The organism is Streptomyces sp. NPDC055287, assembly GCF_053646035.1.
The window spans coordinates 187289-204436 of record NZ_JBSHNE010000008.1 but is presented as its reverse complement, the minus strand read 5'-3'; the positions used below and the strand labels follow the sequence as shown (position 1 = coordinate 204436).

The 17148-nt window shown below is 71.9% G+C and carries 16 protein-coding genes and 1 pseudogene; 8 read left to right on the top strand and 9 right to left on the bottom strand.

Features of this window, described 5'->3' with window-relative positions; genetic code table 11:
- Positions 1–27 precede the first annotated feature (27 nt).
- From ACWIHY_RS15785 to ACWIHY_RS15775, 3 genes are read left to right on the top strand one after another with little or no spacing between them, the layout of a single operon-like run.
- Positions 28–435, top strand: a complete 408-nt coding sequence (locus ACWIHY_RS15785) for a hypothetical protein (protein ID WP_454376220.1) — start codon at positions 28–30, stop codon at positions 433–435.
- A 5-nt stretch (positions 436–440) separates the two neighbouring features.
- On the top strand, positions 441–875 hold the full coding sequence (locus tag ACWIHY_RS15780; protein WP_454376219.1) for a thiol-disulfide oxidoreductase DCC family protein: 435 nt from the start codon (positions 441–443) through the stop codon (positions 873–875).
- Positions 876–886: 11 nt separating this feature from the next.
- Positions 887–1591, top strand: coding sequence for a TetR family transcriptional regulator (locus tag ACWIHY_RS15775; RefSeq protein ID WP_454376218.1), 705 nt, complete (start codon positions 887–889; stop codon positions 1589–1591).
- 53 nt (positions 1592–1644) lie between these two features.
- On the opposite strand, the gene ACWIHY_RS15770 is transcribed toward ACWIHY_RS15775, so the two are convergent.
- Both ACWIHY_RS15770 and ACWIHY_RS15765 read right to left on the bottom strand, forming a co-directional pair.
- The gene (locus tag ACWIHY_RS15770) at positions 1645–3201 is read right to left on the bottom strand and encodes an ABC transporter substrate-binding protein (RefSeq protein WP_454376217.1); all 1557 of its coding nucleotides are present in this window, start codon (positions 3199–3201) and stop codon (positions 1645–1647) included.
- A gap of 206 nt (positions 3202–3407) precedes the next feature.
- Positions 3408–4124, bottom strand: a complete 717-nt coding sequence (locus ACWIHY_RS15765; protein WP_454376216.1) for a hypothetical protein — start codon at positions 4122–4124, stop codon at positions 3408–3410.
- Between the two features lie 120 nt (positions 4125–4244).
- Here ACWIHY_RS15765 and ACWIHY_RS15760 point away from each other — a divergent pair, with 120 nt between their 5' ends.
- The gene (locus ACWIHY_RS15760; protein WP_454376215.1) at positions 4245–6248 is read left to right on the top strand and encodes a sensor histidine kinase; all 2004 of its coding nucleotides are present in this window, start codon (positions 4245–4247) and stop codon (positions 6246–6248) included.
- Between the two features lies 1 nt (position 6249).
- On the top strand, positions 6250–6927 hold the full coding sequence (locus ACWIHY_RS15755; RefSeq protein ID WP_454376214.1) for a response regulator: 678 nt from the start codon (positions 6250–6252) through the stop codon (positions 6925–6927).
- Between the two features lie 46 nt (positions 6928–6973).
- Here the strand turns inward: ACWIHY_RS15755 and ACWIHY_RS15750 are convergent, their stop codons facing one another.
- Both ACWIHY_RS15750 and ACWIHY_RS15745 read right to left on the bottom strand, forming a co-directional pair.
- Positions 6974–8356 carry a metallophosphoesterase gene (locus ACWIHY_RS15750; RefSeq protein ID WP_454376213.1) on the bottom strand — a complete coding sequence of 461 codons (1383 nt, stop codon included), beginning with the start codon at positions 8354–8356 and terminating at the stop codon, positions 6974–6976.
- Positions 8357–8358: 2 nt separating this feature from the next.
- On the bottom strand, positions 8359–8610 hold the full coding sequence (locus ACWIHY_RS15745) for an SCO4848 family membrane protein (RefSeq protein WP_454376212.1): 252 nt from the start codon (positions 8608–8610) through the stop codon (positions 8359–8361).
- Between the two features lie 133 nt (positions 8611–8743).
- Here ACWIHY_RS15745 and ACWIHY_RS15740 point away from each other — a divergent pair, with 133 nt between their 5' ends.
- Complete coding sequence (locus ACWIHY_RS15740) at positions 8744–10066, top strand: D-alanyl-D-alanine carboxypeptidase family protein (RefSeq protein ID WP_454376211.1); 1323 nt, start codon at positions 8744–8746, stop codon at positions 10064–10066.
- Here the strand turns inward: ACWIHY_RS15740 and ACWIHY_RS15735 are convergent.
- The 3 genes and pseudogenes from ACWIHY_RS15735 to ACWIHY_RS15725 form a co-directional block, all read right to left on the bottom strand.
- Positions 10014–11105 (bottom strand): YihY/virulence factor BrkB family protein, encoded by a 1092-nt coding sequence (locus tag ACWIHY_RS15735; protein WP_454376210.1) that lies wholly within the window; start codon positions 11103–11105, stop codon positions 10014–10016. The genes ACWIHY_RS15740 and ACWIHY_RS15735 overlap by 53 nt on opposite strands.
- A gap of 181 nt (positions 11106–11286) precedes the next feature.
- A complete protein-coding gene (locus ACWIHY_RS15730; protein ID WP_454376209.1) occupies positions 11287–12300 on the bottom strand; it encodes a decaprenyl-phosphate phosphoribosyltransferase in 1014 nt (337 codons plus the stop codon).
- A gap of 94 nt (positions 12301–12394) precedes the next feature.
- A pseudogene (locus ACWIHY_RS15725) lies at positions 12395–12904 on the bottom strand (phosphatase PAP2 family protein); the annotation flags it as partial.
- Positions 12905–13087: 183 nt separating this feature from the next.
- On the opposite strand from ACWIHY_RS15725, the gene ACWIHY_RS15720 reads away from it, so the two are divergent.
- Positions 13088–14455: an FAD-binding protein gene (locus ACWIHY_RS15720; protein WP_454376208.1), complete on the top strand. Its 1368-nt coding sequence runs from the start codon at positions 13088–13090 to the stop codon at positions 14453–14455.
- 47 nt (positions 14456–14502) lie between these two features.
- Positions 14503–15258, top strand: a complete 756-nt coding sequence (locus ACWIHY_RS15715; RefSeq protein WP_454376207.1) for a decaprenylphospho-beta-D-erythro-pentofuranosid-2-ulose 2-reductase — start codon at positions 14503–14505, stop codon at positions 15256–15258.
- 142 nt (positions 15259–15400) lie between these two features.
- Here ACWIHY_RS15715 and ACWIHY_RS15710 read toward each other — a convergent pair whose 3' ends face one another.
- Positions 15401–15994: a 2'-5' RNA ligase family protein gene (locus ACWIHY_RS15710; RefSeq protein WP_454376206.1), complete on the bottom strand. Its 594-nt coding sequence runs from the start codon at positions 15992–15994 to the stop codon at positions 15401–15403.
- A 132-nt stretch (positions 15995–16126) separates the two neighbouring features.
- Positions 16127–17140 carry a tryptophan--tRNA ligase gene (gene trpS, locus ACWIHY_RS15705; RefSeq protein ID WP_454376205.1) on the bottom strand — a complete coding sequence of 338 codons (1014 nt, stop codon included), beginning with the start codon at positions 17138–17140 and terminating at the stop codon, positions 16127–16129.
- Positions 17141–17148: the final 8 nt, after the last annotated feature.

Genomic DNA, 17148 nt, shown 5'->3' with positions numbered 1-17148 from the left:
TTGAACACGTTCAAGAAGGGGTGGGGTATGGACCTCACTGTTGTCGCCTACGCCGTCTACCTGCTGATCAGCGTCGCGCTCACCATCTGGGTGGCGCGCACCCTGAGCAGCAACGGACGCATCTTCATCGCGAGCGTCCTGCAAGGGGACGAGAAGCTCGCCGACGCGGTCAACCGCCTCCTGGTGGTCGGCTTCTACCTCGTCAACCTCGGCTTCGTGGCCCTCTACCTCAAGGCGGCGGACGCCGTCGAGAACGCCCGCGGGCTCTTCGAGGCGCTCTCGGTGAAGCTCGGCGTCGTCCTGCTGGTCCTCGGGATCATGCACCTCGGCAACGTCTGGGTCCTCAACAAGATCCGCCGGCGCTCCCTCATGGAGCGCGAGCAGCTCCCGCCGGTCCCGCCGCAGGGCTGGACCGCCGCTCCCACCGGAGTGTGACCGCGATGCGCGTCATCCCGGTCAGCAGACTGACGGTCCTGTACGACGCCCAGTGCTCCCTCTGCGTCCACCTGCGGAGCTGGCTGATGCGCCAGCGGCAGCTCGTACCGCTGGACCTGGTCCCGGCGGGGTCCGACGAGGCGCGGCGCAGGTTTCCGCGCCTGGACCACGACCTGACCCTGCGGGAGATCACCGTCATCGGCGACAAGGGCCAGATCTACGCCGGCCCCGCCGCCTGGGTGGTCTGCCTCTGGGCCCTGGCCGAGTACCGGCCCAAAGCCCACTGGCTCGCCACCCCGGCGGGTGCCCCCTTCGTACGCATGACGATGCTCGCGGCGGCCAAGTACCGCGAGGCGACGGGGGCCGGGGCGGGCACCGCAGCGGCGGGCGGGCCGGCGGTCGCGGCGCCCTGCGACGACCGGTGCTCCGCACCCGGTTAGGCTCGGTCACCGTGAAAGAAGACAAGGCCCCCAAGAGCGAGCAGACCCGCACGCTCATCCTCGAAACCGCCCTCCAGCTCTTCCAGGACCGTGGTTACGACAAGACGACCATGCGGGCCATCGCCAAGGAAGCGGGGGTCTCGGTAGGGAACGCGTACTACTACTTCGGCTCCAAGGAACACCTCGTCCAGGGCTTCTACGACCGGATCGCCGCCGAGCACCAGGCGGCGGTCCGTCCCGTACTGGACCGGGAGACCGACCTGGAGACGCGCCTGGCCGGGGTACTGAAGGCCTGGCTGGACATCGCCGCGCCGTATCACGAGTTCGCGGCCCAGTTCTTCAAGAACGCGGCGGATCCCGAGAGCCCGCTGAGCCCCTTCTCGCCGGAGTCGGAGCATGCCCGTGAGGCTGCCATCGCCGTCCACCGGGAGGTCCTGGCCGGCTCCAAGGCCAAGGTCCCCGAGGAACTGCGGGACGTGCTCCCCGAGTTGATGTGGCTGTCCCAGATGGGACTCGTCCTGTACTGGGTCTTCGACCGCTCCGAGGACCGGGAGCGCAGCCGGCGCCTCGCCGAACGCGGTGCACGCCTGACCACGCGCGGGGTCGCGCTCGCCCGCTTCCGGGTGCTGCGTCCGCTCGTACGCGAAGTGCACGAGCTGTTCACGGACTTCCTGCCGGGGATGGCCGAGGCGGCGGCGGGCCGCAAGACGGGCTGAGTCCGCCCGCCGCCGGGCCTCCCCACCCTGCCCCGCCCCCCTTGCACCTGCTCCTACAGCCGGTCCAGGGCCCACAGGCGCCACACGCCCGTGCCGTCCGACAAGTACTGCCCGCCGGAGATGTCCTTGCCGCTCAGCACGTAGTCCTTCTTCTGCCACAGCGGCACCAGCGGCACGTCCCGCGCCACGATCAGCTGGAGCTTCCTGAAGTCGTCCGCCGTACGGCCGCGCTCGCTCACCCGCTGCGTGTCCAGGATCAGCTTGTCGATCTCGCGGTTCGCGTAACCGTTGCTGAGGCTGTTCCCGCTGCCGACGAGCGGCTGGCTGAAGTTGTCGGGGTCGGGGAAGTCCATGACCCAGCCGACGGTGTACGCGTCGAACTCGCCCGCCGTGTAGTCGGCCTGGAAGTCCTCCCACTCGGCCTTCTCCACGACCCGCACCTCGAACAGGCCGTCGGCTTCGAGCTGCCGCTTCAGCTCGGCCGCTTCCTGCCTGGCCGCACCGCCCAGCGCGTACCCCAGCCTGATCCTGACCGGGGTCTGCACGCCGGCGTTCAGCAGCAACTGCCTGGCCCGCGCCGCGTCAGGGGCGGAGTCCCGGTCGAAGAAGGGCGTGCTGTGCCCGGTGAAGCCCTGCGGGATCAGCGAGTACAGCGGCTCGACCGTGCCGTAGTAGATGGAAGAGGCGAGGGCAGAGCGGTCGATCAGCGCGGCGGCGGCCTGCCGCACGGCGCGCTCGGCCGGCGGCGACCCCTTGCGGACGTTGAAGACGAGGTTGCGGATCTCCGAGCTGCCCGTCTCGTTGATCCGCACATCCGGGTCGCCCGGCGCGAGCCGGGCCACCATCGAGGGCGGCATCTGGCGGTGGGTGACGTCGACCTTCTTCGCCTTCCACGCCTTGTCGAGCTCCTCGGACTCCTTGAAGTACCGGATGCTGATCGCGTTGCCGACCCGTTCGACGGCTCCCCGGTAGTCCGGGTTCGGTTCGAGGCGGGCGCTGACGCCCTTCTCGTACGCCTTGAGCACGTACGGTCCCGAGCCGTCCACCGCGTCGCCCTCCCGCAGCCTCCGCGCGGGGTACCTGTCGCGGTCGACGATGACGGCCGCGCCCGTGGCGACCTTGTACGGGAAGGTGGCGTCGGGGGTGGAGAGTTCGAAGGTGACCGTCAGACCTTCGCCCCTGACGGACTTCAGCGACCCGAAGAGGGACTTGGGCCCGACCTCGGACCTGATGTTCATGACCCGGTCGAAGGAGTACTTGACGTCCTCTGCGGTGATCGGGCGGCCGTTGGAGAAGGTCAGGTCCTCGCGTAACTCGCACTCGTAGGTACGGAGCTCGTCGCCGACGAAGCCGCAGCGGCTCGCGGCGTCGGGAACCGGCGTGGCGGAGCCCGGCTTGAAGGTCATCAGCGACTGGTACACGTTGCTGTAGAGCGCCCACGATCCGGCGTCGTACGCCCCCGCGGGATCGAGTCCGGTGACGTCGTCCGTCGTACCGACCTTGATCGGGGCGTTGCTCCCGTCGCCGGGAGAGAGCAGCTGCCAGCCACCGAACCCGGCGGCGAGCAGGACCGTACAGGTCGCAAGAATCCGTAGCCGGGCCGACCGCATCGCCGCGCTCTCCTCATCGCCTCACCTGCCGGCATGCGGAAAATCCGCACTTCCCCCCGGAGATCCGACCCAGCCAATCACAGTAACTACACCTGCGGAAGGCCTAGTTGAATGGCTCGGTCATCCTTTCGAGGCATGAGACGGCGGGCGACCGGCGCCTTGTCCCGCACGGCGCCGGCCGCCCTCTCCCGCTCCCCGTGCCGCCGTCAGCGGACGACGGCGCTCCGCCCGAAGCCGAGTCCCGCGAACGCGACCACGAGCCACAGCGGCCCCATCAGCCCCTGGAAGCCGGGCAGTCCGGTCAGCCCCGCGAAGAGCACCACCGCGAGCACCGGCAGCAGGCTGAACACCCCGATCCACCGCGAGACCGTGCGCTCGCGCAGTGCCATCCAGGCGACGGCGCCCGCCGCGACGACCACGCCGAGCCAGCCGATGTAGCCGCCGAAGTCGTTGAGCATGAAGTAGAAGAAGAGCCCGTCCTCGCCGAAGGAGTTCTTGTCCATGCCCATCGGCAGGTAGATGGCGAGCGCGCCCTTCCAGCCGTAGCCGTACGTCAGACCCGCCGCCGAAGCCAGCAGCCCTCCGCTCACCACGTGGGCGGCGGTGCTCCCGGGCACCCGCGGCTCGACGTGCCGCCGCCAGGCCGCGGCCAGTACCAACAGCAGGGCCACGGTGACGAAACCGGTCACCAGACCCAGGTGGGCGTACCCCCCGGAGACCTCCTCGACGGTCTTCGCGTCGATCAGGTCCCGCTCGGTGACGCCACCTGCCCGCACGTCGGCGACCAGCGTGGCGCAGCCCCCGAGGAGGCCCGCCGCGACGCCGTACAGCGGCCACCTGGCGCGCCCCGCGCCGTTCCCGTCGCCCGAGCCCCCCATCCCCTCGTCCCGCGATGCCTCCGATGCCGGATTCAGTGCGGTCATGATCCCCAACTCCCCTGGTCGTACTGCTGTTTGCGTGACGAATATCGGGGTGACGAGGTCCCGGGCGACAGGGACCCCGGTCCCTGTCGCCCGGGAATTCCGTACGTCACCATGAAGTCCATGGACCGGGGGGACCGGCGGGACCGGGCGCTGCGCCGCACCGCGTACGCCATGGCGGCGGTGGGCACGGCCGCCTGCGCGGCGACGGTGCCCGCGTACTTCTGGCTGGGCCGGCGCGTCGAGCTGTCGCCGATGTACTGGAGCGACCTCGTGCTCGGGTCGGTGTGGCCGCTGCTGGGGGCCGTCGTTGCGCGCAGCCGGCCACGCAGTCCGCTGGTGTGGGCGATGATGGCGCCCGCGCTGATGGGCCCGTACTTCCTGCTGTCGTTCTATGCGGGGTACTCCGAGTTCGTTGCCCGGCATCCGCTGCCCGGCGCCCCGTTCGGCGCCTGGATCGGCTGCTGGGGCTTCGCCGGGTACTGGTTCGCCACTCCGCTCGTGCCGCTGCTCTTCCCCGACGGCCGGCTCCGTACGCGACCGCGCAGGATCTTCGCGGGTACGGTCGTCGCCGTCGCCACCGCGGGCACCGTCGCCACCATGCTGCGCCCCGGGGCGACCGACCCCGTGCCCGGCGTGAACAACCCGCTGGGGGTGGAGGGCTGGGACTGGTGGAAGGCCGTCACGTACAGCAGTGCGATCGCCTGCATGGTCGGCGGCACGGTCGTGGCAGCCGTCTTCCTCGTCCTGCGGACCCGTTCGGCGCGCGGTGTGGAACGCGCGCGGCTCCAGTGGCTGATGCTCGGCGGGCTCCTGATGACCGTCTGCTTCGTCGGCATGGCGATCACCGACAGCATGAACGCGGACTGGCCCGGCGACGCGCTGATGACGGCCGGACTGCTCGGTCCGCCCGGAGGGGTCGCGGTGGCGATGCTGCGCCACCGGCTCTTCGACGTCGAGGTGGTGCTGGGACGCGCCATCGTCTTCAGCCTGCTCAGCGGCCTGGTCCTAACGGTCTACTCGGCCGTCGTCGCGGGGGCGGGAGCGCTCGCTCCCGGGTCGGCGGCCGGCACGGCGGCGGTCGCGGTGGCCGCGCTGCTCGCGGCGGGCGGGCGCGGCGCGGTCCAGCAGGCCGTGGACCGGCTGCTGTTCGGGCACCGCCACGACCCGTACGCCGTCGTGTCCCGCGTCGGGCGCCACATCGCGCCCGCCGCCGAACCGGTGGAGGCGATGCAGCGCCTGGTCGACGGCGTCCGGCGGGCTCTTCGGCTGCCGTACGCGGCGTTCGACGGCCCCGCGGTGTACGCCGTGTCGGGCACCGCCGTGCCGGGCGCCGGCTGGCGGACCGTGCCGTGCCTGGCGCTCGGCCGCGAGGTCGGGGAACTGCACCTGGGGCGGCGGCGGGCGGGCGAACCGTGGACGGCGCAGGAGCGGGCGGCCGCGGAGGAGGTCGCGGCGCGGGCGGCGACCCTCGCGTACGCGGCGGGTCTCGTCGAGGACGTGGCCCGCAGCCGGGCGCGCATCGTCGCCGTCAGGGAGGAGGAGCGCCGGCGGCTGCGGGCCGATCTGCACGACGGGGTGGGCCCGTCGCTGGCCGGGACAGCGCACCAGCTCGACGCGCTCGCCCGGCGCGCGGCGGACCCCGAACTGGCCGAAGCCATCAGAGTCGTACGGGACCGGATGCGGGCCACGGTGGGCGACCTGCGGGGGGTGGTGAACGGCCTTCGCCCGGCCGTCCTGGACCAGCTCGGCCTGCCCGGGGCCCTGCGCGAACTGGTCTCGGGATACGACGTCCCGGTGTGCCGGTGCACGGTGGGCCCCGGATGCGGCGAGCTGCCGGCCGCCGTCGAGGTGGCCGCGTACGCGATCGCGGCGGAGGCCGTCGGCAACGCGCTCAGACACAGCGCGGCCGGCCGCCTGGCGCTGACCGCCCGGGTGGAGGACGGCGCACTGCTGCTCGCGGTGCGGGACAACGGCTGTGGCATCCCGCCCCGGTACCGCGCGGGCGTCGGGCTGCGCAGCATGAGCGAACGTGCGGCGGAGGTCGGCGGCCGTCTCACGCTGTCGGCGGCGCCGGGCGGCGGGACGATCGTATCGGTACGGATGCCTACAGGGACGGTGGCGTGACATGCCGGAGCCCGACGCTGTGCCCGTCCCCGCCCCGGTGTCCGTCACCGTGCTCGTGGTGGACGACCATCCCGTGTTCCGGGCGGGGATGGCGAGCGTACTGGCCCAGCTGCCGGGCGTGGAGGTCGTCGGCGAGGCTGCCGACGGCGCGGCGGCGGTGACCGAGACGCGGCGACTGCGGCCCCGCATCGTGCTGATGGACCTGCGGATGCCGGGGGTGGGCGGGCTGGAGGCGACGGCCCGGATCACGACGGCGTACCCGGATGTGGCGGTGGTCGTCCTGACGATGGACGAGGACGACGACTCGCTCTTCGCGGCGCTGCGGGCGGGGGCGCGCGGCTACCTGCTGAAGGAGGCGGACGGGTCGGACGTGCACCGGGCCCTGCTGGGGGTGGCGCGCGGGGAGGCGGTGTTCGGGCCGCGCATCGCCGAGCGGGTGCTGGCGCATTTCGCGTCGCCGCGGGCCGCCGGGCGGGCGGCGCCGGCGTTCCCGCAGCTGACGGACCGGGAGCGGGATGTCCTCACGCTGGTGTCGCAGGGGCTGGACAACGCGTCGATCGCGCGCCGCCTGACGCTCTCCGAGAAGACCGTGCGCAACCGGGTCAGCGACGTCCTGTGCAAACTCCGGGCCCGCACCCGGGCGGAGGCGGTGGCACTGGCACGGGACGCGGGGCTGTGACGTCCCGCCCCGGTTCGGAAAGGGCGGGAACGCTCGCCGTCGGCGGCTACGCCTGGCGGGAAGCCAGTTCCACCACCGTGATGTCGGAGTCCGCGCCCACCCGCACCGGCGGGCCCCACGCCCCCGCCCCCCGCGAGACGAACAGCTGCGTGTCGCCGTACCGCTCCAGGCCGGCCACCGTCGGATTCGCCTGTGCGGCGATGAAGTTGCCGGGCCAGAGCTGTCCGCCGTGCGTGTGCCCGGACAGCTGGAGGTCCACCCCGTGGCGTACCGCGTCGTGGATGACCACCGGCTGGTGGGCCAGCAGGACCGACGCGCGGGTACGGTCCCGGTCCCCCAGCGCCCTGACGAAGTCGGGCCCCTGCCCCTGCGACTCGCCCTCGAGGTCGTTGACCCCCGCGAGGTCGAAGCCGGCGATCTCGGCGCGGTCGTTCTCCAGCGGCCGCAGGCCGAGCTCCCGCACATGGTCGATCCACTGCTCGGCGCCGGAGTAGTACTCGTGGTTGCCGGTCACGAAGAACGCTCCGTGCCGGGCCTTGATCTGCGCCAGCGGCTCGGCGGCACGGCCCAGGTCGGCCACGGTCCCGTCGACCAGGTCACCCACGACCGCCACCAGATCGGGCTGTGCGGAGTTGATCGTGTCGACGATCCGCTGGGTGTGGGCGCGCCCGAGGATCGGCCCGAGGTGTATGTCGCTGACGACGGCGATCCGGAAACCGTGCGCGCCACGTGGCAGCTTGGCCAGCGGCACCCGCACCCGCTTCAGCCGCGGGCCCCGGAGCACGCCGTACGTCCCGTATCCCACGGTCCCCAGCGCGGCCACGGCAGCACCCGCCCCGACCACCCGCGAGACGAACAGCCGCCGCGAGAAGTCCCCGGAGGCCGTGGAGCCGCCGGGCCCGTCGGTGGCGTTCGTGGCGGGTGCGGCAGGCGCGGGCGGCTCGGGCTCCGTCACCGTGTCCGTGTCGCCGGGAGCCGGCGTCGCAGCCGCGCCGCGCCGCGAGGGGGCCTGGCCACCACCCGTACCGGAGCCGCGAGCCGGTGCCGGGGCAAGGGGCTCGGCGGCGGGCGCGGTGGGCGAAGCGCCTCCGGCGTTCGCCGCGGACTCCCGCCGCCGCAGCACGCGGCGCAGCAGCGGCCGCACGGCCTCCCCGGCCAACAGCGCCATCACCAGGTACATCAGCACCGCAAGCCACATGTACCCCGGCCACGCCAGTACCTGCTGCAGCCGGAACGGCGCTCCGGCCCGCCCCGCGACCAGCGCCCCGACCGCCAGCAGCGGCAGCACGAAGGCCGCCACCGTCCCGGCCCGCCGGGCGATGCCGCCGGGCGCGGTGGTGTCGCGGACCAGCCTGCGCCAGAGGTACCAGTGCGCCCCGGCCAGGAGGGCGGCGACCGAGAGCGCGATGAGAACGAAGACGACGACCACAGTTATCCCTGGCTCCGCTCACGTCGCAGGGCCCGCACACCACGGAACCCGATCACCCCAACGGCCGTCCCCAGAAGAAAGGACGTTACGGCGAGCAGCAGATGCACCCAGAAGTACGTGGTCGGGTCACCCGCGTCGTCGAAGGCGAGCCCGCTGCCGTCCTTCCACAGATTCTTGACGAAAGTGATCCAGATGAACCAGCTCCACACCCCGAAGGCGAGCAGGAACCAGGAGACGGAGCGGCTGAGCTTCATGGGCCCAGTATCGCCACCGGCCCCCTGCTCCCGCCGCCGGGGTGGGGACACCGGCCCGGGCCCGAGCGCGGCCGCACTTTCGGACACCGGTACGGAGCCGGGGCGGAGCGACTCAAGGCCGTTCACCCCTGCCATGTCCGCAACCACATCCGCGCCCTGTACTTTCTTGATCGTGTCTGCCGTTAAAAGGACCGCCCTGACGGTCCTCTCCGCCGCGCTGCTGCCCGCACTCACCGCACTGCCCGCGCACGCGGCGCCGGCGGACGACAAGCCCGGCGCCAAGCAGCCACAACCTCCCGCCGCGATGTCGACGGTCGGCGGCACACAACTCGGGCTGCCCGGTACACAGGTGGAGCTCGGGCAGGGCGCGCCGGTCCTCCCCAAGGAGCTGAGCGGCCGGTCGTGGATCGTCGCCGATGCCGAATCGGGCGACGTACTCGCCTCGCACAACTCCCACTGGCGGCTGCCTCCCGCGTCCACCATGAAGATGCTGTTCGCGGACACCGTCCTGCCGCGGCTGTCCAAGTCGCAGGTCTACAAGGTGAAGGACAGCGACCTCGCGGGGATCGGCGCGGGCAGTAGCCTCGTCGGCATCAAGGAGGACCACACCTACTCCGTCCACGACATGTGGCTCGGTGTGTTCCTGCGCTCCGGCAACGACGCCGTGCACGTCCTGTCGGAGATGAACGGGGGGTGGGACGAGACCGTCGTGGACATGCAGGCGCACGCCGAAGAGCTCCAGGCCCTCGACACCACCGTCGTCTCGCCCGACGGTTACGACGCCAAGGGCCAGGTCAGCAGCGCGTACGACCTGACGCTCATCGCCCGCAGCGGCATGCAGAAGAAGGACTTCCGCGAGTACAGCGCGACGGCGACCGCCAAGTTCCCCGGCGAGAAGAAGAAGGGGAAGAAGCGCGAGAGCTTCCAGATCCAGAACACCAACCGCCTGCTCACCGGAGCCTGGGGCGTCGAGCCGTACAAGGGTCTGGCGGGTGTCAAGAACGGCAACACGACGCATGCGGGAGCGACGTTCACGGGGGTCGCCCAGCGCGGCGACAAGGTGCTGCTCGTGACCGTCATGAACCCGTCCGCGGGCGAGAGCAACGCGGTCTACAAGGAGACGGCCCGCCTGCTCGACTGGGGCTTCGAGGCGTCCGGGAAGGTCACGCCGGTCGGTGAACTGGTGCCGCCGAAGTCCGCCGCGACGGGTCAGGGCGCGCCGTCCGGCAAGGGCAAGGGCGGCAAGGCCGGGAAGGCCGGCGGCGCGAACACCGGTGACACCGCCGCCTCGAAGGACGGGCCGACCCGGGCCGCGCCGACGGGCGACGGCACCAGCGGCGCGGGCACCGCGCTCGCGGTCACGGGCGGTGTACTGGTGGTACTGGCCGCCGGGATCTTCCTGGTCAACCGGCGCTGGCCGCTGCCCGCCCTGTCGCGTCGCCGCCCGCGCCGCTAGGGGGCCCGCCGGCGGGCCGGGGGCCGCTGGACGGGGGGCGGGTGGGCGAGGGGCCACTGGACGAGGGCTGCCCTGCCTCCCCTGCCCCGCCGGTCCCACTGGCCCCGCCCGCTTCCTCCGCGTCCTTCGCCTCCGCTTCCCCTTCCTCTGCCTCCGCGTCGGACGCCTCGCGCTCCGCGGCCCGCTCGCTGTCGTGCCGCGTCGCCGTCCATGCCGCGCAGCACAGCAGCAGCTTCGCCGTGAGGTTGATCCACAGCAGCAGGGCGACGGGAACGCCGAACGCCCCGTACATGCTCTTCGCCGCGACGCCCTTCATATAGCTGCCCAGCAGCACCTTGAGCAGCTCGAAGCCGATCGCGCCGATGAGCGACGCGGTGATCAGCCGGTGCCTGACCGGCTGCACCCCCGGCAGCAGAGTCAGGACGTACAGCAGGATCAGGAAGTCCGCGCCGACCGCCAGGGCGAGCGCGGCGATCTGCAACAGCACGCCGCCCGCGCCGCTTTCGGACATGCCGACCTGCTCGGCGGTCCAGTCGACGGCTGTCGAGCCGATCGAGGAGGCGGCCCAGGAGGACAGCCCGATCAGGCCGAGACCGGCCAGCACTCCGGCGTCCTTGAGTCTGCGCAGGAAGGGGTTGCCCTCGTCGGTGTCGTCCATTTCCCAGACGGCCCGCAGGCACTCCCTCATCGAGCCGACCCACCCGATGCCGGTGAAGAGCAGCAGGGCTCCGGCGACGATTCCGACGGTGCCCGCGTTGTCCACGAGGGACGCGAGGTCGAGTTGCCCCGAGATGCCGGGCACCTGTTCGGCGATCTTGCTCTCCATGCGCTGCAGCTGATCGTCGGAGAGCAGGGCCGCACCGATCGCGGCGGCGACCGTGATCAGCGGGAAGAGCGCGAGGAAGCTGATGAAGGTGATCGCGGCGGCCAGCCGGGTCCAGTGGACGCGATCGAGTGTTTCGTACGTACGCCATGCGTGAGTGACCGCCAGCCGCGTCACGAACGGGCCGACGACAGGCAGGTTCTTCAGCCAGTCCATGACGTGCGCCTACCCGCCGGGGCGAAAACCAGCGTCCGGGTGCCCCGGAATCGCAGGCCGGTCGCGAGGACCATGCAGACGACCGCTCCGGAGACGGTGTCGGCGCGGACGGCGCACGCACAGCCGGGGGCCGGCGCGAAGCCGCGCAGCTCCGCCCAGGTGACGCCCTTCGCGGCCGGACTCACAGATCGGCCACCGCGAGGCCGTACATCGCCACCCACACCAGGCCGATGACGGCGAGCCCCCGGTCGCGCAGGACGACGTCCTCCGGGGCTCCGGCCGTGCCCCGGTCGGCGAAGACGGCGTACCGCAGCACGGAGAGGATGAACGCCACCATCGACAGCTGGCGCCACGGCAGCAGGCTGCCGTTGGCCGTGCCGCCGCTCTCCAGGGCCCACAGGCAGTACCCCAGTACGGCGACTCCGGCCGCGAGCTGCCAGACGAAGCGGAGGTAGCCCGTGGTGTACTCACCGAGGAGAGCGCGGGTGGCACCGCGCTTCTCCGGGCGGCCGGCCATCTGCACGGCCTCGGAGTAACGTTTCGCCGCGACCATGAAGAGCGCCCCGAATCCCGCCGTGATCAGGAACCAGCGGGAGAGCGGGATGTGCAGCGCCACGCCGCCGATCATCGCGCGCATCAGGAAGCCGGTGGTGACGACGGCCAGATCGACGACGAGGACGTGCTTGAGCCGCACGCAGTAAGCGAGCTGCATGAGGACGTACGCCGTGAGGAGAGCGGCCGTCATCGCGTTGCAGAGCAGGGCCGCCACGGTCGGCGCGAGGACGGCGAGCAGGCCGCCGGCCGCGTACGCGACGCGGACGGGGACGTGCCCGGCGGCGACCGGGCGGCGGCATTTGACGGGGTGCGCGCGGTCGGCGTCGGCGTCGCGCGCGTCGTTGATCAGGTAGACGGCGGACGCGGCGGCGGTGAAGAGCAGGAAGACGACGACGAGTTCGGCGACGGCACGGTAGGACCCCAGCTCGCCCGCGGCGGCGGGTGCGGCCAGGACCAGTACGTTCTTGAGCCACTGGCGGGGGCGCGCGGTGCGCAGCAGCCCGGCGGGCAGGCTCAGCGGCCGCCGCCTCGGCGCGCGCGGTGGCGCGGCACGGCGGGGCTGCCCGATGACGGCGGCGGGGGCGGTGACCTGGGGGGCGGTTCTCCTGGTGCCGGTGGCGCCGCTACTGCGCTCAGGCATGCGCGCCGCCTCCCTCGGTCGCTGTCCCACCCACGGAGGCGGTCACACCCACGGAGGAGGTAGCGGCCACGGAGGCGGCGGCCGCCGTGGCCTTGGCGGCCGGCCCGGTCATCCAGGCCGCGCCGAGCCCAGCGGTGATCCCGCCGAGCAGGACGCCGGCCACCACATCGGTCGGGTAATGGACGCCGACCACCAGCCGGGACACGCACATCGCGGCGGCCAGCGGCGGCACGAGGTGGTGCCCGACGGGGCGCAGCGCGCCGAAGGCCACCGCCGCCGCGGCCGCCGACGCCGCGTGGGAGCTGGGGAAGGAGTGCCGCCCGGCCGTGCTCACCAGGGGCTCCAGGGCGGCGAGTTGGGGGCGGGCGCGGCGTACCGCCAGCTTGACCGCCATGCTCGCGAGGTGCGCCGCGCCGATCAGCGCCGTACCGCGCAGCCAGGCGTGGCGGCGCTCGTGGTCGGCTCCCGCCCCCAGGAGGCCGGCGGCGATCCAGACGGCGCCGTGCTCGCCGCACCAGGAGAGCCCACGGGCGGCGGCCGCCACCCGTGGGTCCGTGCCGCAGTCCCGCATTGCCGACAGCAGACGGCGATCAACCTCTCGCATCTGTCACCCCTCTTCCGTAGCGGCGACCCGGCCGTTCGGCCGGGCGCAGGCCAGGGGCGACTCTGCTCGGATTAAGCAGACTAGTCATGTTAATTGGGTACGACACCCCACCAATCACCCATTCGCCCAGAACACCAGGCGATTTACTGAACCCTGACGTTTAGGGGCGATACGGTCACCGACATGCCTGTCGACACCGCCTCAGTGGAAGTGACCGGTTGGGGCCGGACCGCCCCGACCACCGCCGCCCGCCTGGTCCGGCCGCGTTCCTACGAGGAGGTGGCGGCCGCGGTCCTCGATTGCGCGGCGCACAGTGCGCGCGGCGGCATCGCGCGCGGGCTCGGCCGGGCGTACGGCGACGCGGCGCAGAACGCGGGCGGCTCCGTACTCGACATGACCCGCATGGACCGCATCCGTACGATCGACGCCCGGACGGGCGTCGTGGTGTGCGAGGCGGGAGTGAGCCTGCACCGCCTGATGGAAGTACTGCTTCCGCTTGGCTGGTTCGTGCCGGTGACGCCCGGGACGCGGTACGTCACCGTGGGCGGCGCGATCGGCGCCGACATCCACGGCAAGAACCACCACGGCTCGGGGTCCTTCTCCCGTCACGTCGTCTCGCTCGAACTGCTCACCGCCGACGGCGAGGTACGTACCGTGCTTTCCGGTACGGGCCTCTTCGACGCCACGGCGGGCGGCATGGGCCTGACCGGCGTCATCCTCTCCGCGAGCATCCAACTCCTCCCGGTCGAAACCTCCTTGATGAGCGTCGACACGGAACGCGCCACCGACCTCGACGACCTGATGGCCCGTCTCACCGCCACCGACCACCGCTACCGCTACTCGGTCGCCTGGATCGACCTGCTGGCGCGCGGTGCGGCCATGGGACGCTCGGTGCTCACCCGGGGGGATCACGCCCCATTGGACGCGCTCCCGGCGCACGCCCGCCGGGCGCCGCTCGCGTTCCGGCCGGGCAGGCTCCCGGCCGCGCCCGGCTTCGTACCGGAAGGGCTGCTCGGCCGGGCGTCAGTGGGCCTGTTCAACGCGCTCTGGTACCGCAAGGCGCCCCGCACGCGGACCGGCGAGATCCAGAAGCTGTCCGCCTTCTTCCATCCCCTGGACGGTGTCCCGCACTGGAACCGGATCTACGGACGCGGCGGATTCGTCCAGTACCAGTTCGTCGTCGGGCACGGGCGGGAGGAGGCCCTGCGCCGGATCGTCGGACGCATCTCGGGGCGGGGCTGTCCGTCGTTCCTCGCCGTACTGAAACGGTTCGGGGACGGCGATCCGGGCTGGCTGTCCTTCCCGGTGCCCGGCTGGACGCTCGCGCTGGACATCCCGGCCGGACTGCCGGGGCTCGGCGCGTTCCTGGACGAACTCGACGAGGAGGTCGTGGCGGCCGGTGGCCGCGTCTACCTGGCGAAGGATTCACGGCTGCGGCCGGAGCTGCTGGCCGCGATGTACCCGCGACTGGCGGAATTCCGGGCGCTGCGCGCGGAGCTCGACCCGCGCGGCGTCTTCACGTCGGACCTCTCCCGCCGCCTCTCCCTCTGAGCTGCGGATTTCCCCGCTGTCGCATTCCAGCCTCCAGGAGCGCATTCATGAAGGACGCCTTCGGCACCCCCCAGTCCCTGCTCGTCCTCGGCGGCACGTCCGAGATCGGCCTCGCGACGGCACGCCGCCTGGTCACCCGCCGCACCCGCACGGTCTGGCTGGCCGGCCGCCCCTCCCCCGCCCTCGAAGCTGCGGCGGCCGGGCTGCGCGCGCTGGGCGCGGAGGTCCGGACCGTCGCCTTCGACGCGCTCGACCCCGTGACGCACGAGCAGAAGCTCGGCAAGGTCTTCGCCGAGGGCGACATCGACATGGTGTTGCTGGCCTTCGGGGTCCTCGGCGACCAGGCGCACGACGAGGAGCAGCCGCTGTCGGCGGTCAGGGTCGCCCAGACGAACTACACGGGCGCCGTCTCGGCCGGCCTGGTCTGCGCGAAGGCACTCCAGGGACAGGGGCACGGCTCCCTGGTCGTGCTGTCGTCGGTGGCGGGCGAGCGCGCCCGCCGCGCGAATTTCATCTACGGGTCGAGCAAGGCCGGCCTGGACGCCTTCGCCCAGGGCCTCGGCGACGCGCTGCACGGGACGGGCGTGCACGTGATGGTCGTACGCCCCGGATTCGTCCGCTCGAAGATGACGGCGGGGCTGCCGGAGGCACCCCTGGCGACCACGCCGGAGGCAGTGGCCACGGCGATCGAGGCAGGTCTGCGGCGGCGCTCCGAGACGGTGTGGGTGCCGGGGACGCTGCGTGCGGTGATGTCGGCGCTGCGCCATGTGCCGCGGCCGCTGTTCCGGCGCCTGCCGGTCTGAGCGCGGGGGGCTGCCTCCGGGGCTCCCGGGGTCCCTCCGGGCGTGTCCTCGAACGCCGGACGGCCGGGACGCACCCACTTTTCACCCGCGCGCGTCACCATCTGGCCGCTCCGGCGCTCGAGGAGCAGGGGCTCCCCGGCGCTCAGAAGCGCAGCGAAGGTGCCGCAGGCTGGTCCATCGGGGAATTCTGGGCCGGCACGACCCCTGCCGCACCGCCGCCGAACGCGTACTCGCGGAGCTTGCGCCACACGCCGTCCGCCCCCTGCTCGTACAGCGCGAAGCCGGTGCAGGCCCACTGCGCCTCGTACTCGGAGAGCTCTTCGTACGCCCGGTCCATGCCCTCTTCGGAGATGCCGTGGGCGACGGTGACATGCGGGTGGTACGGGAACTGGAGCTCGCGCACCAGCGGTCCCGACGCGTCCCTGACCCGCTTCTGGAGCCAGGAGCAGGCCGACGCACCCTCGACGACCTGCACGAACACGACCGGAGACAGCGGGCGGAACGTACCCGTGCCCGACAGGCGCATCGGGAAGGAGCGCCCGGACGACGCGACCTGCGCGAGGTGAGCCTCGACAGCCGGCAGCAGCGCGGCGTCGACCTCGGTGGGCGGGAGGAGGGTGACATGCGTGGGGATGCCGTGCGCGGCCGGATCCCCGAAGCTCACGCGCCGCTCCTGGAGCAGGCTGCCGTACGGCTCCGGGACCGCGAGCGAAACGCCGAGCGTTACGGTCCCCACGTCGTTCTCCTCCGTCGTCGTCCGGTAGTCCTGTGCGGTGCTCTGCGTGTGCTGCTGCCAGTGTGCAGTGTGGCGGCCTCGCCGCCCCCGTGACCAGAGTCCTTGGTCCGGACTTTGGTCACGCTTGCGCGCTCAGTGCTTGGCGGGCAGCAGACCGACCTTCTCGTACGCCTGCGCGAGGGTCTCCGCGGCGACCGCACGGGCCTTCTCGGCGCCCTTGGCCAGAATCGAGTCCAGCGTCTCCGGGTCGTCCAGAAATTCCTGGGTGCGGGTGCGGAACGGCGTGACGAACTCCACCATCACCTCGGCGAGGTCCGTCTTGAGCGCGCCGTACATCTTGCCCTCGTACTTCTTCTCCAGCTCCGCCACGGTCTCGCCGGTGAGCGTGGAGTAGATGGTCAGGAGGTTGCTGACGCCCGGCTTCTCCACGGCGTCGTAACGGATCACCGTGTCCGTGTCCGTGACCGCGCTCTTGATCTTCTTCGCGGTCACCTTGGGCTCGTCGAGCAGGTTGATCAGGCCCTTCGGCGTCGACGCCGACTTGCTCATCTTGATCATCGGGTCCTGGAGATCGAAGATCTTCGCCGTCTCCTTGAGGATGTACGGCGCCGGGACGGTGAACGTGTCGCCGAAACGGCCGTTGAAGCGCTCGGCGAGGTCGCGGGTCAGCTCGATGTGCTGGCGCTGGTCCTCGCCGACCGGGACCTGATGGGCCTGGTAGAGCAGGATGTCCGCGACCTGGAGGATCGGGTACGTGAAGAGGCCCACGGTCGCGCGGTCGGAGCCCTGCTTGGCGGACTTGTCCTTGAACTGCGTCATGCGGGAGGCCTCACCGAAGCCGGTGAGGCAGTTCATGACCCAGCCGAGCTGGGCGTGCTCGGGCACGTGGCTCTGCACGAAGAGTGTGCAGCGGTCCGGGTCGAGGCCGGCGGCCAGCAGCTGGGCCGCGGCGAGCCGGGTGTTGGCGCGCAGTTCGGCGGGGTCCTGCGGAACGGTGATCGCATGCAGGTCGACGACCATGTAGAAGGCGTCGTGCGATTCCTGCAGGGCGACCCATTGGCGTACGGCGCCAAGGTAGTTGCCGAGGTGGAACGAGCCTGCGGTGGGCTGGATGCCGGAGAGCACGCGAGGACGATCAGAGGCCATGAACTCAT